16 protein-coding genes, 5 tRNA genes and 1 other RNA gene are annotated in these 17,410 nt (G+C 52.4%); 14 read left to right on the top strand and 8 right to left on the bottom strand.

The genetic code is table 11. The features are described 5' to 3' along the window. The first annotated feature begins 2 nt into the window (after window positions 1-2). The 13 genes from tolR (at window position 3) to pnuC (ending at window position 7,478) form a co-directional block, all read left to right on the top strand. Window positions 3-431 (top strand): colicin uptake protein TolR, encoded by a 429-nt coding sequence (tolR, locus tag HV352_RS16315; RefSeq protein ID WP_003022978.1) that lies wholly within the window; start codon window positions 3-5, stop codon window positions 429-431. Window positions 432-495: 64 nt separating this feature from the next. Next, the gene (gene tolA / locus HV352_RS16310) at window positions 496-1,737 is read left to right on the top strand and encodes a cell envelope integrity protein TolA (protein ID WP_181634892.1); all 1,242 of its coding nucleotides are present in this window, start codon (window positions 496-498) and stop codon (window positions 1,735-1,737) included. A 127-nt stretch (window positions 1,738-1,864) separates the two neighbouring features. Continuing rightward, on the top strand, window positions 1,865-3,157 hold the full coding sequence (tolB, locus tag HV352_RS16305) for a Tol-Pal system beta propeller repeat protein TolB (RefSeq protein ID WP_003022981.1): 1,293 nt from the start codon (window positions 1,865-1,867) through the stop codon (window positions 3,155-3,157). Window positions 3,158-3,191: 34 nt separating this feature from the next. Then, window positions 3,192-3,710 (top strand): peptidoglycan-associated lipoprotein Pal, encoded by a 519-nt coding sequence (gene pal / locus HV352_RS16300; protein WP_003022983.1) that lies wholly within the window; start codon window positions 3,192-3,194, stop codon window positions 3,708-3,710. Window positions 3,711-3,719: 9 nt separating this feature from the next. Further along, on the top strand, window positions 3,720-4,508 hold the full coding sequence (gene cpoB / locus HV352_RS16295; protein WP_047359468.1) for a cell division protein CpoB: 789 nt from the start codon (window positions 3,720-3,722) through the stop codon (window positions 4,506-4,508). Window positions 4,509-4,673: 165 nt separating this feature from the next. Then, a tRNA-Lys gene (locus tag HV352_RS16290) sits at window positions 4,674-4,749 on the top strand. A gap of 26 nt (window positions 4,750-4,775) precedes the next feature. After that, a tRNA-Val gene (locus HV352_RS16285) sits at window positions 4,776-4,851 on the top strand. Between the two features lie 3 nt (window positions 4,852-4,854). Continuing rightward, a tRNA-Lys gene (locus HV352_RS16280) sits at window positions 4,855-4,930 on the top strand. 149 nt (window positions 4,931-5,079) lie between these two features. Next, a tRNA-Lys gene (locus HV352_RS16275) sits at window positions 5,080-5,155 on the top strand. Window positions 5,156-5,187: 32 nt separating this feature from the next. After that, a tRNA-Lys gene (locus HV352_RS16270) sits at window positions 5,188-5,263 on the top strand. Window positions 5,264-5,292: 29 nt separating this feature from the next. Continuing rightward, a non-coding RNA gene (locus tag HV352_RS16265) (RtT sRNA) lies at window positions 5,293-5,418 on the top strand. Window positions 5,419-5,687: 269 nt separating this feature from the next. Beyond that, complete coding sequence (gene nadA / locus HV352_RS16260; RefSeq protein WP_016152315.1) at window positions 5,688-6,731, top strand: quinolinate synthase NadA; 1,044 nt, start codon at window positions 5,688-5,690, stop codon at window positions 6,729-6,731. 27 nt (window positions 6,732-6,758) lie between these two features. Then, window positions 6,759-7,478, top strand: coding sequence for a nicotinamide riboside transporter PnuC (gene pnuC, locus HV352_RS16255; protein WP_016152316.1), 720 nt, complete (start codon window positions 6,759-6,761; stop codon window positions 7,476-7,478). Here pnuC and zitB read toward each other — a convergent pair. Beyond that, window positions 7,475-8,416, bottom strand: a complete 942-nt coding sequence (gene zitB, locus HV352_RS16250) for a CDF family zinc transporter ZitB (protein WP_181634891.1) — start codon at window positions 8,414-8,416, stop codon at window positions 7,475-7,477. The genes pnuC and zitB overlap by 4 nt on opposite strands. A gap of 113 nt (window positions 8,417-8,529) precedes the next feature. Beyond that, complete coding sequence (locus tag HV352_RS16245; protein ID WP_181634890.1) at window positions 8,530-8,904, bottom strand: YbgS-like family protein; 375 nt, start codon at window positions 8,902-8,904, stop codon at window positions 8,530-8,532. A 317-nt stretch (window positions 8,905-9,221) separates the two neighbouring features. On the opposite strand from HV352_RS16245, the gene aroG reads away from it, so the two are divergent. Further along, the gene (gene aroG, locus HV352_RS16240; RefSeq protein WP_016152319.1) at window positions 9,222-10,274 is read left to right on the top strand and encodes a 3-deoxy-7-phosphoheptulonate synthase AroG; all 1,053 of its coding nucleotides are present in this window, start codon (window positions 9,222-9,224) and stop codon (window positions 10,272-10,274) included. A gap of 155 nt (window positions 10,275-10,429) precedes the next feature. Here aroG and gpmA read toward each other — a convergent pair whose 3' ends face one another. The 6 genes from gpmA to modF all read right to left on the bottom strand — a co-directional run bounded on the left by gpmA (window position 10,430) and on the right by modF (window position 17,363). Next, window positions 10,430-11,182: a 2,3-diphosphoglycerate-dependent phosphoglycerate mutase gene (gpmA, locus tag HV352_RS16235; RefSeq protein WP_003022999.1), complete on the bottom strand. Its 753-nt coding sequence runs from the start codon at window positions 11,180-11,182 to the stop codon at window positions 10,430-10,432. Window positions 11,183-11,414: 232 nt separating this feature from the next. After that, window positions 11,415-12,455, bottom strand: a complete 1,041-nt coding sequence (gene galM / locus HV352_RS16230) for a galactose-1-epimerase (RefSeq protein WP_181634889.1) — start codon at window positions 12,453-12,455, stop codon at window positions 11,415-11,417. Continuing rightward, window positions 12,449-13,597: a galactokinase gene (gene galK, locus HV352_RS16225; protein ID WP_019076310.1), complete on the bottom strand. Its 1,149-nt coding sequence runs from the start codon at window positions 13,595-13,597 to the stop codon at window positions 12,449-12,451. Before galK ends, galM begins: the two co-directional genes overlap by 7 nt. A 3-nt stretch (window positions 13,598-13,600) precedes the next feature. After that, window positions 13,601-14,647, bottom strand: a complete 1,047-nt coding sequence (galT, locus tag HV352_RS16220; protein WP_181626319.1) for a galactose-1-phosphate uridylyltransferase — start codon at window positions 14,645-14,647, stop codon at window positions 13,601-13,603. Window positions 14,648-14,656: 9 nt separating this feature from the next. Beyond that, complete coding sequence (gene galE, locus HV352_RS16215; RefSeq protein WP_016152323.1) at window positions 14,657-15,673, bottom strand: UDP-glucose 4-epimerase GalE; 1,017 nt, start codon at window positions 15,671-15,673, stop codon at window positions 14,657-14,659. A gap of 217 nt (window positions 15,674-15,890) precedes the next feature. Next, the gene (gene modF, locus HV352_RS16210) at window positions 15,891-17,363 is read right to left on the bottom strand and encodes a molybdate ABC transporter ATP-binding protein ModF (protein WP_181634888.1); all 1,473 of its coding nucleotides are present in this window, start codon (window positions 17,361-17,363) and stop codon (window positions 15,891-15,893) included. Window positions 17,364-17,410 lie beyond the last annotated feature (47 nt).

Below are 17,410 nucleotides of genomic sequence, written 5' to 3'. Positions count from 1 at the left end.
CCATGGCCAGAACGCGTGGACGAGGTCGTCGCGAACTCAAGTCCGAAATCAATATTGTGCCGCTGCTCGACGTACTACTGGTGCTGTTGCTGATCTTTATGGCAACCGCGCCGATTATTACGCAGAGTGTGGAAGTCGACCTGCCGGATGCGACCGAATCGCAAGCTGTCAGTAGTAACGACGAACCGCCGGTCATTATTGAAGTTTCCGGGATAGGGCAATACAGCGTGGTCGTTGAGAAAGATCGTATGGATCAACTGCCGCCGGAGCAGGTTATCGCGGAAGCGAAGAGTCGCCTGCAGACCAATCCGAAAACGGTCTTTTTAATCGGTGGTGCGAAAGACGTGCCTTATGATGAAATAATTAAAGCGCTGAACTTGTTACACAGTGCAGGCGTAAAATCGGTTGGCTTGATGACGCAGCCAATCTGATGACTGCGTTTTGCTGGCTTGAAAGATAGCGCGTAACAGGCGAACAGTTTTTTGGGAACCGAGAGTGTCAAAGGCAACCGAACAAAACGACAAGCTCAAAAGGGCGATAATTATTTCAGCGGTGCTGCATGTCATTTTATTTGCAGCGCTGATCTGGAGTTCGTTCGATGAGCACATTGATGCTTCAGCCGGCGGCGGTGGCGGTTCGTCCATCGACGCCGTTATGGTCGATCCTGGCGCCGTTGTGCAACAGTACGACAGGCAGCAGCAACAGCAGGCAAGTGCTAAACGTGCAGAAGAGCAGCGTGAAAAACAGGCGCAGCAGCAAGCTGAGGAACTTCGCGAGAAGCAGGCGGCCGAGCAAGAGCGACTGAAGCAACTTGAAAAAGAACGTTTAGCCGCGCAGGAAAAAGTGCGCGAACAGGCGGAACAGCAGAAACAGGCCGAAGCCGCCGCCGCGAAAGCGCAAGAGCAACAGAAACAGGCTGAAGAAGCTGCGGCGAAGGCTGCTGCAGATGCGAAGGCCAAAGCTGATGCTCAGGCGAAACAAGCGGCAGATGCCGCGAAGAAAGCCGCTGCGGACGCACAGAAAAAAGCAGAGGCTGAAGCCGCTAAAGCCGCCGCTGATGCGAAGAAAATTGCCGAAGCACAAGCTGCTAAGGCTGCCGCAGACGCTGCGAAGAAAGCTCAGGCTGAAGCCGCTAAGCAAGCAGCAGCCGAGAAAGCTGCTGCAGAGAAAGCAGAAAAAGCCGCTGCCGCGAAAGCTGCCGCTGCTGAAAAGGCTGCGGCTGATAAGAAAGCCGCAGCGGAAAAAGCAGCAGCAGATAAAAAAGCTGCAGCCGATAAGAAAGCTGCGGCAGATAAAGCGGCGGCTGCGAAAAAGGCTGCGGCCGAAAAAGCAGCTGCAGCCTCTGGCGTTGACGACTTGTTGGGTGACTTAAGCTCCGGTAAGAATGCACCGAAATCGGGTGGTGGAGCGAAAGGAAACGGTCAACCGGCGAAAGATAGTGGTACAAGTGGTGCAAATGGCGGTGCATCTGGCGCTGATATCAGTGCTTACGCATCTCAAATTCGTAATGCGATCCAGAGCCGTCTGTATGGTGCCGATTTGTATGCGGGTAAATCTTGCGTATTACATATCAAGTTAGCACCCGATGGTCTGTTACTGGATGTGACCGAAGAGGGCGGAGATCCGGCATTGTGTCAGGCTGCGCTGACGGCTGCGAAAACAGCCAGAATTCCTAAACCGCCTAGCCAGGCTGTTTATGAAAAAGTAAAAGATGCCAAGCTGGACTTTAAACTGTAATAACGTCCCTGAGAATTCAGGGGAAACGGTCTAAGGTTGAGACAGCGTTCTGGTAGTTTTGTGTATTTGAGTTTGTTAACATTCTGCTAAATTATCGTGGGCTTTCCGTCCAGATAAGGGAGATATGATGAAGCAGGCATTACGAGTAGCATTTGGTTTTCTGATGCTGTGGGCAGCGGTGCTGCACGCAGAAGTACGTATCGAGATCACCCAGGGGGTGGACTCGGCACGCCCGATTGGTGTTGTCCCCTTCCAGTGGGCAGGGCCGGGTGCTGCACCTGAAGATATCGGTGGTATCGTAGGCGCTGACCTGCGTAACAGCGGTAAATTTAATCCGTTAGACCGTTCTCGCCTGCCGCAGCAGCCGGGTACCGCACAGGAAGTTCAACCTGCCGCATGGTCTGCGCTGGGTATTGATGCCGTGGTAGTAGGTCAGGTTACGCCAAATCCGGATGGTTCCTACAGCGTTGCTTATCAACTGGTAGATACCGGTGGCGCACCGGGTACCGTACTGGCACAGAACACCTATAAAGTGAACAAGCAGTGGTTGCGTTACGCGGGCCATACTGCAAGTGACGAAGTGTTTGAAAAACTGACCGGTATTAAAGGTGCATTCCGTACCCGTATCGCTTATGTTGTTCAGACGAACGGCGGCCAGTTCCCGTACGAATTACGTGTATCCGACTACGATGGCTACAACCAGTTCGTGGTACACCGTTCTCCGCAGCCGCTGATGTCTCCGGCATGGTCTCCGGACGGTTCAAAGCTGGCATACGTCACTTTCGAAAGCGGTCGTTCTGCGCTGGTTATTCAGACGTTGTCTAATGGCGCGGTTCGTCAGGTAGCGTCGTTCCCACGTCACAACGGTGCACCTGCGTTTTCTCCGGATGGCAGCAAACTGGCGTTTGCCCTGTCTAAAACCGGTAGCCTGAACCTGTATGTCATGGACATTGGTTCCGGTCAGATCCGTCAGGTGACGGATGGTCGCAGCAACAACACGGAACCTACCTGGTTCCCGGACAGCCAAAACCTGGCCTTTACCTCTGACCAGGCCGGTCGTCCGCAGGTATATAAAGTTAACGTCAACGGCGGTGCTCCGCAGCGTATTACCTGGGAAGGTTCGCAAAACCAGGATGCGGATGTGAGCAGCGACGGTAAGTTTATGGTAATGGTAAGCTCAGCCAATGGTCAGCAGCACATTGCCAAACAAGATCTGGTAGCGGGTGGCGTACAAGTCCTGTCGTCAACGTTCCTGGATGAAACGCCAAGTCTGGCACCTAACGGCACTATGGTAATCTACAGCTCTTCTCAGGGGATGGGATCCGTGCTGAATTTGGTTTCTACAGATGGGCGTTTCAAAGCGCGTCTTCCGGCAACTGATGGTCAGGTTAAATTCCCTGCCTGGTCGCCGTATCTGTGATAATAAATAATTGATTAATAAAGGAATCATTGAAATGCAACTGAACAAAGTGCTGAAAGGGCTGATGATTGCTCTGCCTGTTATGGCTATTGCAGCGTGTTCTTCTAACAAGAACGCCAGCAATGACGGCAGCGAAGGCATGCTGGGTGCCGGCACTGGTATGGATGCAAACGGCAGCGGCAACATGTCTTCTGAAGAGCAAGCGCGTCTTCAGATGCAACAGCTGCAGCAGAACAACATCGTTTACTTCGATCTGGACAAGTACGATATCCGTTCTGACTTCGCTGCAATGCTGGATGCTCACGCTAACTTCCTGCGTAGCAACCCGTCTTACAAAGTCACCGTAGAAGGTCATGCGGACGAACGTGGTACTCCTGAGTACAACATCTCCCTGGGTGAGCGTCGTGCGAACGCCGTTAAGATGTACCTGCAGGGTAAAGGCGTTTCTGCTGACCAGATCTCCATCGTTTCTTACGGTAAAGAAAAACCTGCAGTACTGGGTCATGACGAAGCGGCTTACGCCAAAAACCGTCGCGCCGTACTGGTTTACTAAGAGAATTGCATGAGCAGTAACTTCAGACATCACCTGTTGAGTCTGTCGTTACTGGTTGGCATAGCGGCCCCCTGGGCCGCTTTTGCACAGGCGCCAATCAGTAGTGTCGGCTCAGGCTCGGTCGAAGACCGTGTCACTCAACTCGAGCGTATTTCTAACGCTCACAGTCAGCTTTTAACCCAACTCCAGCAACAACTCTCCGATAATCAGTCCGATATCGATTCCCTGCGTGGTCAAATTCAGGAAAATCAATATCAACTGAATCAGGTTGTTGAGCGACAGAAGCAGATATTGCTGCAGATGAATAATCTTGGCAGCGGTAGTGCGCCTGCGGCACAGTCTACAGGTGGCGATCAGAGTGGGGCGGCAACCCCTGCACCTGATGCGGGAGTTGCAGCAACGTCAGGGGCTCCCGTGCAAACTGGCGATGCGAATACCGATTACAATGCAGCGATTGCTCTGGTGCAGGATAAATCCCGCCAGGATGACGCGATTGAAGCATTCCAGAACTTCATCAAAAAGTACCCGGACTCTACTTACCTGCCCAATGCGAATTACTGGCTGGGTCAGTTGAATTACAACAAGGGTAAAAAAGATGATGCTGCGTTCTATTTTGCTTCGGTAGTTAAAAACTTCCCCAAATCACCTAAGGCTGCAGACGCGATGTATAAAGTCGGCGTCATCATGCAGGACAAAGGTGACACAGCAAAAGCTAAAGCGGTTTATCAGCAGGTTATCACTAAATATCCTGGCACTGATGGCGCGAAACAAGCGCAAAAACGCCTTGGCGCGATGTAATGACCACCATGCGACCAGAAATCGTGTTATTTCTGGTCGTGTCGTGTGATTCCTAAGCAGTTGAGTTATTTACATCGAAATTTTTGTTGCGCTAAAATCTGAAATCAGTAATATATGCCGCCGTTGCCAAGGGATATCAAACAGCCCGAAAGCGGCGAAAAAAGTGGGGCGTTAGCTCAGTTGGTAGAGCAGTTGACTTTTAATCAATTGGTCGCAGGTTCGAATCCTGCACGCCCCACCACTTAATGCAGTATCCAGCGTAGTATCGGGTGATTAGCTCAGCTGGGAGAGCACCTCCCTTACAAGGAGGGGGTCGGCGGTTCGATCCCGTCATCACCCACCACTCGGGGCGTTAGCTCAGTTGGTAGAGCAGTTGACTTTTAATCAATTGGTCGCAGGTTCGAATCCTGCACGCCCCACCAACTTTAACATTGTACTCAGGTGTTAAACGTGAAGGATAACGTTGCTTTAGCAACGGCCCGTTAGGGCGAGACGAAGTCGAGTCATCCTGCACGCCCCACCAATTCTTATATTGGTGTCGAGTAAAAAATTTTTCAGGTGACATCCGAGCGGGTCGTTAGCTCAGTTGGTAGAGCAGTTGACTTTTAATCAATTGGTCGCAGGTTCGAATCCTGCACGACCCACCATCCTGAATAATTGAAGCAGTAAACCCCATACGGGGGCGTTAGCTCAGTTGGTAGAGCAGTTGACTTTTAATCAATTGGTCGCAGGTTCGAATCCTGCACGCCCCACCAGTGTAAAAAGGCGCCCTAAAGGCGCCTTTTTGCTATCTGCGATTTATAAGATTCGAACCTGCAGCAGGTTCGGGTCGAACGCAGTGAGACAACGGAGCCGTTCACGGCGACGGCCCGAAGGGCAAGCGAAGCGAGTCATCCTGCACGCCCCACCAGTGTAAAAAGGCGCCCTAAAGGCGCCTTTTTGCTATCTGCGATTTATAAGATTGCCTGATGTCCTTTGCTTATCAGCCTACAGACGACACTACTCGTGTAGGCCGGATAAGACGTCAGACGCCATCCGGCATTCATCACACGCAATTATTGTGACTTTTCTGCGCCAATCCGCTATCTTGTTTAGCATACAAAACAAATCAAACCGAATATGGCGTGCGTCACGCTTTTAATCGGTTATTTCGTTAAGCCAGTGAAACGAGAAAGCAAGATGAGCGTGATGTTTGATCCAGAAGCAGCAATTTATCCGTTTCCGCCGAAGCCAGTACCGCTAAGTGTGGATGAAAAGCAATTTTATCGTGAAAAAATCAAGCGCCTGCTGAAAGAGCGTGATGCCGTTATGGTCGCGCATTATTACACCGATCCTGAAATTCAGCAGCTAGCGGAAGAGACCGGGGGCTGTATTTCTGATTCTCTGGAGATGGCGCGGTTCGGTGCAAAGCATTCTGCCTCTACGCTGCTGGTTGCGGGCGTGAGGTTTATGGGAGAAACTGCCAAAATTCTCAGCCCGGAAAAGACCATCCTGATGCCGACCTTACAGGCGGAATGTTCATTAGATCTGGGCTGTCCGATTGACGCGTTCAGCGCATTTTGCGATGCGCATCCGGATCGTACCGTGGTGGTTTACGCCAATACCTCTGCTGCCGTTAAAGCACGTGCGGACTGGGTCGTGACTTCCAGTATCGCGGTTGAACTTATTGAACATCTTGATAGTTTAGGTGAAAAAATCATCTGGGCTCCGGACAGACATCTGGGCAACTACGTGCAAAAACAGACCGGCGCAGACGTGCTCTGTTGGCAGGGGGCCTGTATCGTCCACGACGAGTTTAAAACCCAGGCCTTAACACGCATGAAAGGGCTTTACCCTGATGCCGCGGTGCTGGTGCACCCGGAGTCCCCTCAGTCTATCGTTGATATGGCAGATGCGGTTGGCTCAACCAGCCAGCTCATCAACGCGGCTAAATCGTTACCGCATAAGCAGTTGATTGTGGCGACTGACCGGGGCATTTTTTACAAAATGCAGCAGGCCGTTCCGGATAAAGAGCTGCTTGAAGCTCCGACGGCTGGCGAGGGGGCAACCTGTCGCAGCTGTGCGCATTGTCCGTGGATGGCGATGAATGGCCTGAAAGCGATTGCTGAGGGCCTGGAACATGGCGGCGCGGCTCATGAGATACATGTTGAGGACTCGCTGAGAGAAGGGGCGCTGTTGCCGTTAAACCGTATGTTGGAATTTGCGGCTACACTTCGAGCGTAATTATTTATTTTTGCTCTGGGGGAAAAGATGGACTTTTTTAGCACGCAGAACATTCTGGTACATATTCCGATTGGCGCGGGTGGTTACGATTTGTCGTGGATCGAAGCCGTGGGAACGATCGCCGGGTTGCTGTGTATTGGCCTGGCGAGCCTTGAGAAAATCAGCAATTACTTCTTCGGTCTGATAAACGTCACGCTGTTTGCAATTATCTTCTTTCAGATCCAGCTCTATGCCAGCTTGTTGCTGCAAGTTTTCTTCTTTGCCGCAAATATCTACGGCTGGTATGCCTGGTCCCGGCAAACCAACCAGCATGAAGCGGAACTGAAAATTCGCTGGCTACCGCTTCCAAAAGCGATCGGCTGGCTGGCGGCTTGCGTGGTGGCGATCGGCCTGATGTCGATCTATATCGATCCGGTCTTTGCATTCCTGACAGGCATTGCAGTGAATATTATGCAGGCATTGGGCTTACAGGTTGTTGTGCCTGAACTACAACCCGATGCATTCCCGTTCTGGGACTCCTGCATGATGGTGCTGTCGATTGCGGCGATGATCCTGATGACGCGCAAATACGTTGAAAACTGGCTGCTGTGGGTGATCATTAACGTCATTAGCGTGGTGATCTTTGCCCTGCAAGGCGTATATGCCATGTCGCTGGAATATATGATCCTGACGGTTATCGCTCTGAACGGTAGCAGGATGTGGATTAACAGCGCGCGTGAGCGGGGTTCCCACGCGCTTTCTCATTAATGGTGATGATGTGAATGGCCGGACACGCCCTGATACAGGTGACAGTCCGGCCCATTGCACGGCTGATACTCCATTTGGATTGTGGCGTGTTCAATCTGGTAGTGATGGATAAGGAAATGCTGAATACGCTCCAGCAACGCATCGTGATCGTGTGGCGGGATCACCTGAACATGCAGCGTCATTACCGGTTTTTCGCCCACCATCCAGACATGGACATGGTGAACGTTGCGGACTTCAGGAATATCCCGGCTGAGATGGCGCTGCAGTGCGGCGATATCCAGCGTCAGCGGGGCACCTTCCAGTAATTCATTAACGCTATCTTTTAGCAATCGCCAAGCGCTACGCAGCACCAGCACGGAAACCAGAATCGAGAGAATTGGGTCCGCGGGTGTCCAGCCCGTCCAGATAATAATCAGCGCAGCGATGATTGCCCCGACCGAGCCGAGTAAATCGCCCATCACATGCAGCGCCGCGGCGCGGACGTTCAGATTTTTCTCTTCACTGCCGCGATGTAAAACCCAAAAAGCGAGCACGTTGGCCAGTAGACCCGCGACAGCAATAACCATCATCATGCCGCCAGCCACGGGGCGAGGTGTCTGGAAGCGCTCAATCGCCTCCCAGACGATTAAAATGGTGATAACGACCAATGCGATGGCATTAACAAATGCGGCCAGCGTCGTGAGCCTCAGCCAGCCGAAGGTGTGTCGTATTGTGGGCGGGCGACGGGAAAACCGGACGGCCAGCAGCGCGAAAAGCAGCGCCGCAGCATCCGTGAGCATATGCCCGGCGTCGGCCAGCAAGGCCAGTGAACCAGAAAGTATGCCACCCACCACTTCAACCAACATAAATCCGGCTGTAATGCAGAATGCGAACATCAGTCGGCGGGCATTATTGTCCTTGGATTGTTCAGAGGAAGTATGAGTATGTGCGTGCGCCATTATGCCATCCCTTTGTTATTCTCATCTTTACTGTATGCCATCATACCGTTTTTGGGATGATAAAATTAAAAAGGAGAGCTATTGCTCTCCCGTTATTAGCTTTAATTTCAGCGTTACTGCGTGGTGCCATCAGTTTTTGTGTCAACATCATTGTTGATGCCGTTTCCGGTCTCAACCTTCTTATTCACATCAGGGCAGCGACCGTCCTTACACATAGTGTTTTTGTGCATCTCATCTTTGGTCATCTCTTCATGGTTCATTGATGAACCGTCCGGGTGCAGCATTGTGCCACCTGAATTCACGTTACTGTTGTCGACATTATTTGGCGCCACGTTTTCGCGGGCGTCTGGGGCGACTTGTCCTGCATCAGCCGAGGAATTTGCCTGACCGTTATTGGACTGCGCGTTGCTTTCAGCAGCCAGTGCCGCGCCGCTGGCGAGGCTGAGTGTAGCGGTAAGGAAGAGTGAAGCCAGCTTTGTCATATGCATATTATGCTCCTGTTAAGGTCGATATGTCGGATAACGTCTTCCAACAGTGCATGTGCCAGTTACATCATTAATATGTGGTTAATCGTTTTGCTATGGAAATTAAAACCAGCATAGAATCTTGAAATCTATGAAAATTAAAGCTGTTACAGTTAGAAATTGTAGTTTGGATCTCGTTTTTCGCTACTTTATTGCGTTTTTTTGGCCAATTCCAGGATTAATCCGTCCAAAGTGTAAAACCCCGTTTACACTTTATGACTGAAGATATAGATTGGAGGGATTGCATTCATTTATATAAGTATGGCAACGCTGGAATAATCATGAATTATCAGAACGACGATTTACGCATTAAAGAGATCAACGAGTTATTACCACCAGTCGCACTGCTGGAAAAATTCCCCGCTACTGAAAATGCCGCCAATACGGTGGCTCATGCCCGTAAGGCGATTCATAAAATTCTGAAAGGGAGCGACGATCGCCTTCTGGTGGTGATTGGGCCGTGCTCTATTCATGATCCGGCAGCTGCCAAAGAGTATGCCACTCGTCTGCTGGCGCTGCGCGAAGCGTTAAAAGGTGAGCTTGAAATCGTCATGCGCGTCTATTTTGAAAAACCGCGTACCACCGTTGGCTGGAAAGGGCTTATCAACGACCCGCACATGGACAACAGCTTCCAGATCAATGATGGGCTGCGCATTGCGCGTAAACTGCTGCTGGATATCAACGACAGCGGATTGCCGACTGCGGGTGAATTCCTCGATATGATTACCCCACAATATCTCGCCGATCTGATGAGCTGGGGCGCGATTGGGGCACGTACAACAGAATCTCAGGTGCACCGCGAGCTGGCATCGGGTCTGTCCTGCCCGGTTGGTTTTAAAAACGGTACCGATGGCACCATCAAAGTGGCGATTGATGCAATCAACGCTGCAGGGGCACCGCACTGCTTCCTGTCTGTCACCAAATGGGGGCATTCAGCGATCGTGAATACCAGTGGTAATGGCGATTGCCATATCATTCTGCGCGGTGGCAAAGAGCCGAACTACAGCGCTCAGCACGTTGCGGACGTGAAAGAAGGCTTGGTCAAAGCAGGACTCTCTGCGCAAGTGATGATCGACTTCAGCCATGCCAACTCCAGCAAGCAGTTCAAAAAGCAGATGGATGTTGCTAAGGATGTTTGCGGACAAGTCGCCGGTGGCGAAAAAGCAATTATTGGCGTGATGATCGAAAGCCATTTGGTGGAAGGTAATCAGAATCCGGATAGCGGTGAGCCGCTGACCTACGGTAAGAGCATCACCGACGCCTGCATTGGTTGGGAAGATACCGATGCGGTGTTGCGTCAACTGGCGGATGCGGTAAAAGCGCGTCGCGGTTAACCAAGTTCCATAGGCCTGAGAAGCGTAGCGCCATCAGGCATTCCGGTGCAGACTGCCGGATGGCGGCGATGCCTTATCCGGCCTACATTTTCTTGTAGGGCCGAAATAAAAAAGCGTGGAGAAATCCACGCTTTTTCTTTAACTTACCGCGAAAATTACTTCGCTTTACCCTGGTTCGCAACGGCCGCCGCTTTTGCTGCGATCTCGTCAGCGTTACCCAGATAGTAGTGTTTGATCGGCTTGAAGTTTTCGTCGAACTCATACACCAGCGGTACGCCGGTCGGGATGTTCAGTTCAAGGATCTCATCTTCGCCCATGTTATCCAGGTATTTAACCAGCGCACGCAGAGAGTTACCGTGAGCGGCGATAATTACGCGCTCACCGCTTTTCATGCGCGGCAGAATGGTTTCATTCCAGTAAGGGATAACGCGATCGATGGTCAGCGCCAGGCTTTCGGTAACCGGTAACTCTTTGTCGGTCAGCTTCGCATAACGCGGATCGTGACCCGGGTAACGCTCGTCGTCTTTGGTCAGTTCCGGCGGGGTAACCGCAAAGCCGCGACGCCACTGCTTAACCTGCTCATCACCGTATTTTTCCGCGGTTTCTGCTTTGTTCAAACCCTGCAGCGCACCGTAATGGCGTTCGTTCAGTTTCCAGGATTTCTCAACCGGCAGCCAGGCCTGATCCAGTTCGTCCAGTACGTTCCACAGGGTGTGGATGGCACGTTTCAGCACGGAGGTATAAGCAAAATCAAAGCTGTAGCCTTCCTCTTTCAGCAGTTTTCCTGCCGCTTTTGCTTCGCCCACGCCTTTCTCGGACAGATCAACATCATACCAACCGGTAAAACGGTTTTCGTTGTTCCACTGACTTTCACCGTGACGTACCAGAACCAGCTTAGTTACAGCCATACATTCACTCCTATAAATCATATCGAATGATAATAATTCTCATTATATTGCCGTAATGTGTAAGCGGCAATGCTTACGCATAACCATAGCGAAAATAGCGCTACAGTGTAAGGTTCTTGTGAACTCAAGGTTGCGATTTTGTCTTTGAGTGGTGGGGATTTGAGCGGTTCTACTGTGATTAACAAGCACCAGGCCCGAAAAGATACGTCATCAGGCCTGGGAGGGGAAACGATCAAGCTGGAATAAACTGATATTCCGTCACGCTGGCATACTCTTCACCCGGACGCAGGAAGCAATCCGCCTGTGGCCACTCGGGGTGGTTCGGGCTGTCCGGCAGAAATTCACTTTCCAGCGCCAGGCCTTGCCAGTCTTCGTAGGCCTCTGGCCCGCGGGAAGGCGTACCACCGAGGAAATTACCGGAGTAAAACTGCAATGCCGGGGCCGAGGTGTAGACCACCATCTGCAGTTTTTCATCCTGTGACCACAACTGAGCGACCGGCGTACGCGCATTGCCCTGTGCCTGAAGCAGGAAGGCGTGATCGTAACCTTTCACCTTGCGCTGATCGTCATCGGCCAGAAATTCACTACTGATGATTTTAGGGGTGCGGAAATCGAACGTGCTACCGGCGACGGATTTCAGTCCATCATGCGGGATACCCATTTCGTCAACCGGTAAGTACTCGTCCGCCAGAATTTGCAGCTTATGCTGGCGCACATCCGTTTTATTGCCGTCGAGGTTAAAATAGACGTGATTTGTCAGATTCACCGGGCAGGGTTTATCGACCGTGGCACGATAAGTTATCGAAATACGATTATCATCAGTCAGGCGATACTGCGCGGTGGCGCAAAGATGGCCTGGGAAGCCCTGATCGCCATCGTCAGACGTTAAGGCGAACAGCACCTGACGGTCATTCTGATTGACTATCTGCCAGCGACGTTTGTCGAAACCGTCCGGTCCGCCGTGCAGTTGGTTATTGCCCTGACTTGGCAGTAATTCAACGGTTTCGCCAGCAAAGGTATAGCGGCTGTTGGCGATACGGTTCGCGTAGCGGCCAATCGAAGCCCCCAGAAATGCAGCCTGTTCCGGGTATTGTTCCGGACTGGCGCAGCCGAGTAATGCTTCGCGCACGCTACCATCGCTAAGCGGAATACGCGCAGAGAGCAGGGTCGCGCCCCAGTCCATGAGCGTGACTACCATTCCTGCGTCATTGCGCAGGGTGAGCAGGCGAAACGGTTGACCGTCCGGAGCCTGCACGGGGATTTCGTTTAACATTGTCCGGCTCCTTGTGAAGGTTTGCAGACGTAGAATGTTTCTTTAATACCGGTTTTTGCCTCGTACTGTGCGGCGACAGCCTGCTGTACGGCAGGAACCAAATCTTGCGGGATCAGCGCCACGATGCAGCCGCCAAAACCGCCGCCGGTCATCCGCACGCCGCCTTGATCACCGATGGTCGCTTTGACAATCTCTACCAGCGTATCAATTTGCGGCACCGTGATTTCAAAGTCATCGCGCATTGAGGCGTGAGATTCCGCCATCAGCTGGCCCATGCGCAGCAGGTCGCCTTTTTCCAGTGCCTGTGCGGCTTCAACGGTACGCGCATTTTCCGTGATGACGTGGCGCACGCGTTTGGCAACAATCGGATCCAGCTCGTGGGCGACAGCGTTAAACGCTTCGAGGCTGACATCACGCAGCGCTGGCTGCTGGAAGAAACGCGCGCCAGTTTCACACTGTTCGCGACGGGTGTTGTATTCGCTGCCGACCAGCGTGCGTTTAAAGTTGCTGTTGATGATCACCACCGCTACACCCTCAGGCATAGAAACGGCTTTGGTGCCCAGCGTACGGCAGTCGATCAGCAGTGCATGATCTTTCTTGCCAAGTGCGGAGATCAGTTGATCCATGATGCCGCAGTTACAACCGACAAACTGGTTTTCAGCTTCCTGGCCATTCAGGGCAATCTGCGCGCCGTCGAGCGGCAGATGATAGAGCTGCTGGAATACCGTACCAACAGCGACTTCCAGTGAGGCAGAAGAGCTTAAGCCAGCACCCTGCGGGACGTTACCGCTGATCACCAGATCCGCGCCGCCAAAGGCGTTATTGCGCTTTTGCAGATGTTTTACCACGCCACGCACGTAGTTTGACCACTGCTGGCTATCGTGGGCGATAATCGGCGCATCGAGAGAGAACTCATCAACCTGATTGTCGTAATCAGCGGCGATGACGCGTACTTTTCGATCGTCGCGCGCCGCGCAGCTGATGACGGTTTGATAGTCGATGGCGCAGGGCAAAACGAAGCCGTCGTTATAATCGGTATGTTCGCCGATCAGGTTTACACGACCCGGTGCCTGAATAGTATGGGTGGCAGGGTAGCCAAACGTTTCTGTAAACAGAGATTGTGTTTTTTCTTTCAGACTCATTATTTACACTCCGGATTCGCGAAAATGGATGTCGCTGACCGCACGCAGTCGCTCAGCCGCTTGTTCTGCGGTCAGATCTCGCTGGGTTTCTGCCAGCATTTCATAACCGACCATAAATTTACGCACGGTCGCGGAACGCAGCAGCGGCGGGTAAAAGTGCGCGTGCAACTGCCAGTGTTCGTTTTCTTCACCGTTAAACGGCGCGCCGTGCCAGCCCATGGAGTAGGGGAATGAGCACTGGAACAGGTTGTCGTAACGACTGGTCAGTTTTTTCAACGCCAGCGCCAGGTCAGCACGCTGCTCGTTGGTCAAATCGGTAATACGCAGCACATGCGCTTTCGGCAGCAGCAGCGTTTCGAACGGCCACGCGGCCCAGTAAGGGACAACCGCCAGCCAGTGCTCAGTTTCAACGACCGTACGGCTGCCGTCTGCCAGTTCACGTTGGACGTAATCAACGAGCATCGGCGCGCCCTGTTCGGCGAAGTATGCTTTCTGTAGGCGATTTTCACGTTCAGCTTCGTTGGGCAAAAAGCTGTTGGCCCAAATTTGACCGTGCGGGTGCGGGTTCGAGCACCCCATCGCCGCGCCTTTATTCTCAAATACCTGCACCCAGGGATAGGTTTTCCCTAAGTCTTCGGTCTGCTCCTGCCACGTTTTTACGATTTCTGTCAGCGCAGGGATGCTGAGTTCTGGCAGCGTTTTGCTGTGATCGGGCGAGAAGCAAATTACGCGGCTGGTACCGCGCGCGCTCTGGCAACGCATCAACGGATCGTGACTGTCCGGCGCGTCCGGGGTATCGGACATCAGCGCCGCAAAATCATTGGTAAAAACATAGGTCCCGGTGTAATCCGGATTTACATCACCGGTAACGCGCGTATTGCCAGCACACAGGAAACAGTCCGGGTCATGTGCAGGCAGTACCTGCTTAGACGGGGTTTCCTGTGCGCCTTGCCACGGGCGTTTGGCGCGATGCGGTGATACGAGGATCCACTGCCCGGTGAGCGGGTTAAAACGGCGATGTGGATGATCGACAGGATTGAATTGCGTCATGATTGGTCCTTAATCCGAATATCCTTGCGGGTGGCGTGACTGCCAGTGCCAGGTGTCTTGTGCCATTTCATCCAGTGTGCGGGTCACGCGCCAGTTAAGCTCGCGATCGGCTTTGCTGGCATCTGCCCAGTAAGCTGGAAGATCACCATCACGGCGCGGGGCGAAATGGTAATTAATGGGTTTACCGCAGGCTTTGCTGAAGGCGTTGACCACGTCCAGTACGCTGCTGCCGATGCCTGCTCCGAGGTTGTAAATATGTACACCCTGTTTGCCCGCCAGTTTTTCCATCGCGACGACGTGGCCGTCGGCGAGATCCATCACGTGGATGTAGTCGCGAACGCCGGTACCATCTTCAGTTGGGTAGTCGTTGCCAAATATGGCAAGGGACTCGCGGCGGCCCACGGCAACTTGTGCGATGTAAGGCATCAGGTTGTTGGGAATACCTTGCGGATCTTCCCCCATATCGCCCGACGGATGAGCACCAACCGGGTTAAAGTAGCGCAGTAAGGCGATACTCCAGTCGGGGTGTGCTTTTTGCAGGTCGGTCAGGATTTGTTCTACCATCAGCTTGCTTTTGCCGTACGGACTTTGCGGCGTGCCGGTAGGGAAGCTTTCAACGTAAGGAATTTGCGGCTGATCGCCATAGACGGTCGCGGAGGAGCTGAAAATGAAGTTTTTCACGTTGGCGGCGCGCATTGCATTCACCAGACGCAGGGTGCCATTGACGTTGTTGTCATAGTACTCCAACGGCTTGGCAACCGATTCTCCAACGGCTTTTAAACCCGCAAAATGAATGACCGTGTCAATGGCATGATCGTGTAGAATTTCGGTTATCAGCGCTTCGTTACGGATATCCCCTTCCACGAAGGTCGGCTGCTTGCCACCTAAACGCTCAATGACGGGCAAAACGCTGCGTTTGCTGTTGCAGAGATTGTCCAGGATCACCACCTCGTGACCGTTTTTCAACAACTGCACGCAAGTGTGGCTTCCAATGTAACCGCTACCACCTGTAACCAATACTCTCATAATTCGCTCCGTTAAGCCTATGGTATGCAATAACCATAGCATAACAAAGATACGAAAAGTGTGACACGGAATAAATTAGTGGAATCGTTTACACTCCATGGGTTTCACGCATTTTTAATGGTTATTTTATTTTAAATCATTATGTTAGGTTGCTATTTCAGCGTTTGTCTGAAAAAAAGCAGAAAAAAAGGGCGTGATAAACGCCCTGCAATGAAAACTAACGCAGAGACGTTAGTCGATAGGCGTAGATGTCGTTCTCGGGCACAAACTCCAGTCGATGGGTTATGCAGGCTGGGGCATCTTCGGCGTGGTGAGAGACGAACAGCAGTTGAGTTTCACCTTCACCGATTAGCACATCCACAAAACGGCGAATCAGTTGGCGATTGAGCGGATCTAACCCTTGCAAAGGCTCGTCAAGGATCAACAACGTCGGGTGTTTAACCAGCGCGCGAACAATCAGTGCCAGCCGCTGCTGTCCCCAGGAAAGACTATGAAATGGCGCATCCGCGGTACGTTTATCGAAGCCAAGGATATCCAGCCACTGTTGCACCAGCTTGTGCTGCCTGTCGGAAACGGCCTGATAGATGCCGATTGAATCAAAATAACCAGAGAGAATAACGTTGCGAACTGTGGTACTCACCCGGTAATCCAGATGCAGACTGCTGCTGACGTAGCCGATGTGTTTTTTGATATCCCAGATAGTTTCACCGCTGCCACGGCGACGGCCAAACAGGGTCAGGTCGTTGCTGTAGCCCTGAGGGTGATCGCCGGTGATTAAACTGAGCAGAGTTGATTTTCCCGCACCGTTGGGGCCGACGATTTGCCAGTGTTCCCCCGGATTTACCTGCCAGCTCAAATGGTGAAGGATAGGGCGATCGTTATACGAGACCGTGCCATCGTTAAGCACAATTCGCGGCTCGTTATCTGACAACGTACGGCGCACCGAAGGCTCGTCCGGTTCAGGTAACTGAATTCCTTCCAGCCGCTCGCTATGGGCAAGCTGAGCGATTAATGCTTGTTGCAGAAGGTCGGTTTTTGCGCCGGTTTCTGTCAGTGTGCAATCGGCAAGTACGCCAGCAAACTGCACGAATTCGGGAATCTCATCAAAGCGGTTAAGTACCAGCACCAGCGTAAAGCCGGCCTGATGCAACTCCGCGAGCAGTTCTGCTAACTGACGGCGTGACGCCACGTCCAGCCCGTCAAAGGGCTCATCAAGGATCAGTAAATCCGGCGCGGACATTAACGCCTGACAGAGCAGGGTTTTGCGTGTTTCACCGGTGGAAAGGTATTTGAAACGCCTGTTGAGAAGGGAAGAAATGCCAAACTGCTGCGCCAACGCAGCGCAGCGGGCGGGATCGTTGACCTCATCCTGGATGATTTCGGCGGTGGTGCGCCCGGTGTCGTCTTCACCGGGACTAAGAAGATCGGTGTTGTTTCGCAGCCACTCGTCGCTGACTAGCTTTTGTAGCTGCTCAAAGGAGAGTCGGGTAATACGCGTGAACTGACAGTGGCGCTCGCCTTTCAGAAGCGGCAGCTCACCCGCCAGTGCGCGGGCCAGCGCGGATTTCCCGCTCCCGTTAGCGCCAACAAACGCCCAGCTATCACCCGTGTTTAACGTCAACGCATCTAACTGGAGCGTTTTTGTGTCGCTAAGACGAAACGTGCCTTGCGAAATTTGCAACGATGACATTTTGTATCCCATTATTTGCAGCGATTAATAACAGGGATACGTGTTCT

The sequence above is a fragment of the Citrobacter sp. RHBSTW-01044 genome (genome assembly GCF_013781945.1).
Lineage (GTDB): Bacteria > Pseudomonadota > Gammaproteobacteria > Enterobacterales > Enterobacteriaceae > Citrobacter > Citrobacter braakii.
The sequence above is the reverse complement of the archived record's forward strand: the minus strand, read 5'-3'. Positions and strand labels throughout refer to the sequence as shown.

Bases quoted from the DNA above. Each gene is read 5' to 3' on its own strand.
- tolR (WP_003022978.1), top strand. From the start codon at position 3: ATGGCCAGAACGCGTGGACGAGGTCGTCGCGAACTCAAGTCCGAAATC.
- tolB (WP_003022981.1), top strand. From the start codon at position 1,865: ATGAAGCAGGCATTACGAGTAGCATTTGGTTTTCTGATGCTGTGGGCA.
- pal (WP_003022983.1), top strand. From the start codon at position 3,192: ATGCAACTGAACAAAGTGCTGAAAGGGCTGATGATTGCTCTGCCTGTT.
- cpoB (WP_047359468.1), top strand. From the start codon at position 3,720: ATGAGCAGTAACTTCAGACATCACCTGTTGAGTCTGTCGTTACTGGTT.
- nadA (WP_016152315.1), top strand. From the start codon at position 5,688: ATGAGCGTGATGTTTGATCCAGAAGCAGCAATTTATCCGTTTCCGCCG.
- pnuC (WP_016152316.1), top strand. From the start codon at position 6,759: ATGGACTTTTTTAGCACGCAGAACATTCTGGTACATATTCCGATTGGC.
- zitB (WP_181634891.1), bottom strand. From the start codon at position 8,416: ATGGCGCACGCACATACTCATACTTCCTCTGAACAATCCAAGGACAAT.
- HV352_RS16245 (WP_181634890.1), bottom strand. From the start codon at position 8,904: ATGCATATGACAAAGCTGGCTTCACTCTTCCTTACCGCTACACTCAGC.
- aroG (WP_016152319.1), top strand. From the start codon at position 9,222: ATGAATTATCAGAACGACGATTTACGCATTAAAGAGATCAACGAGTTA.
- gpmA (WP_003022999.1), bottom strand. From the start codon at position 11,182: ATGGCTGTAACTAAGCTGGTTCTGGTACGTCACGGTGAAAGTCAGTGG.
- galM (WP_181634889.1), bottom strand. From the start codon at position 12,455: ATGTTAAACGAAATCCCCGTGCAGGCTCCGGACGGTCAACCGTTTCGC.
- galK (WP_019076310.1), bottom strand. From the start codon at position 13,597: ATGAGTCTGAAAGAAAAAACACAATCTCTGTTTACAGAAACGTTTGGC.
- galT (WP_181626319.1), bottom strand. From the start codon at position 14,647: ATGACGCAATTCAATCCTGTCGATCATCCACATCGCCGTTTTAACCCG.
- galE (WP_016152323.1), bottom strand. From the start codon at position 15,673: ATGAGAGTATTGGTTACAGGTGGTAGCGGTTACATTGGAAGCCACACT.
- modF (WP_181634888.1), bottom strand. From the start codon at position 17,363: ATGTCATCGTTGCAAATTTCGCAAGGCACGTTTCGTCTTAGCGACACA.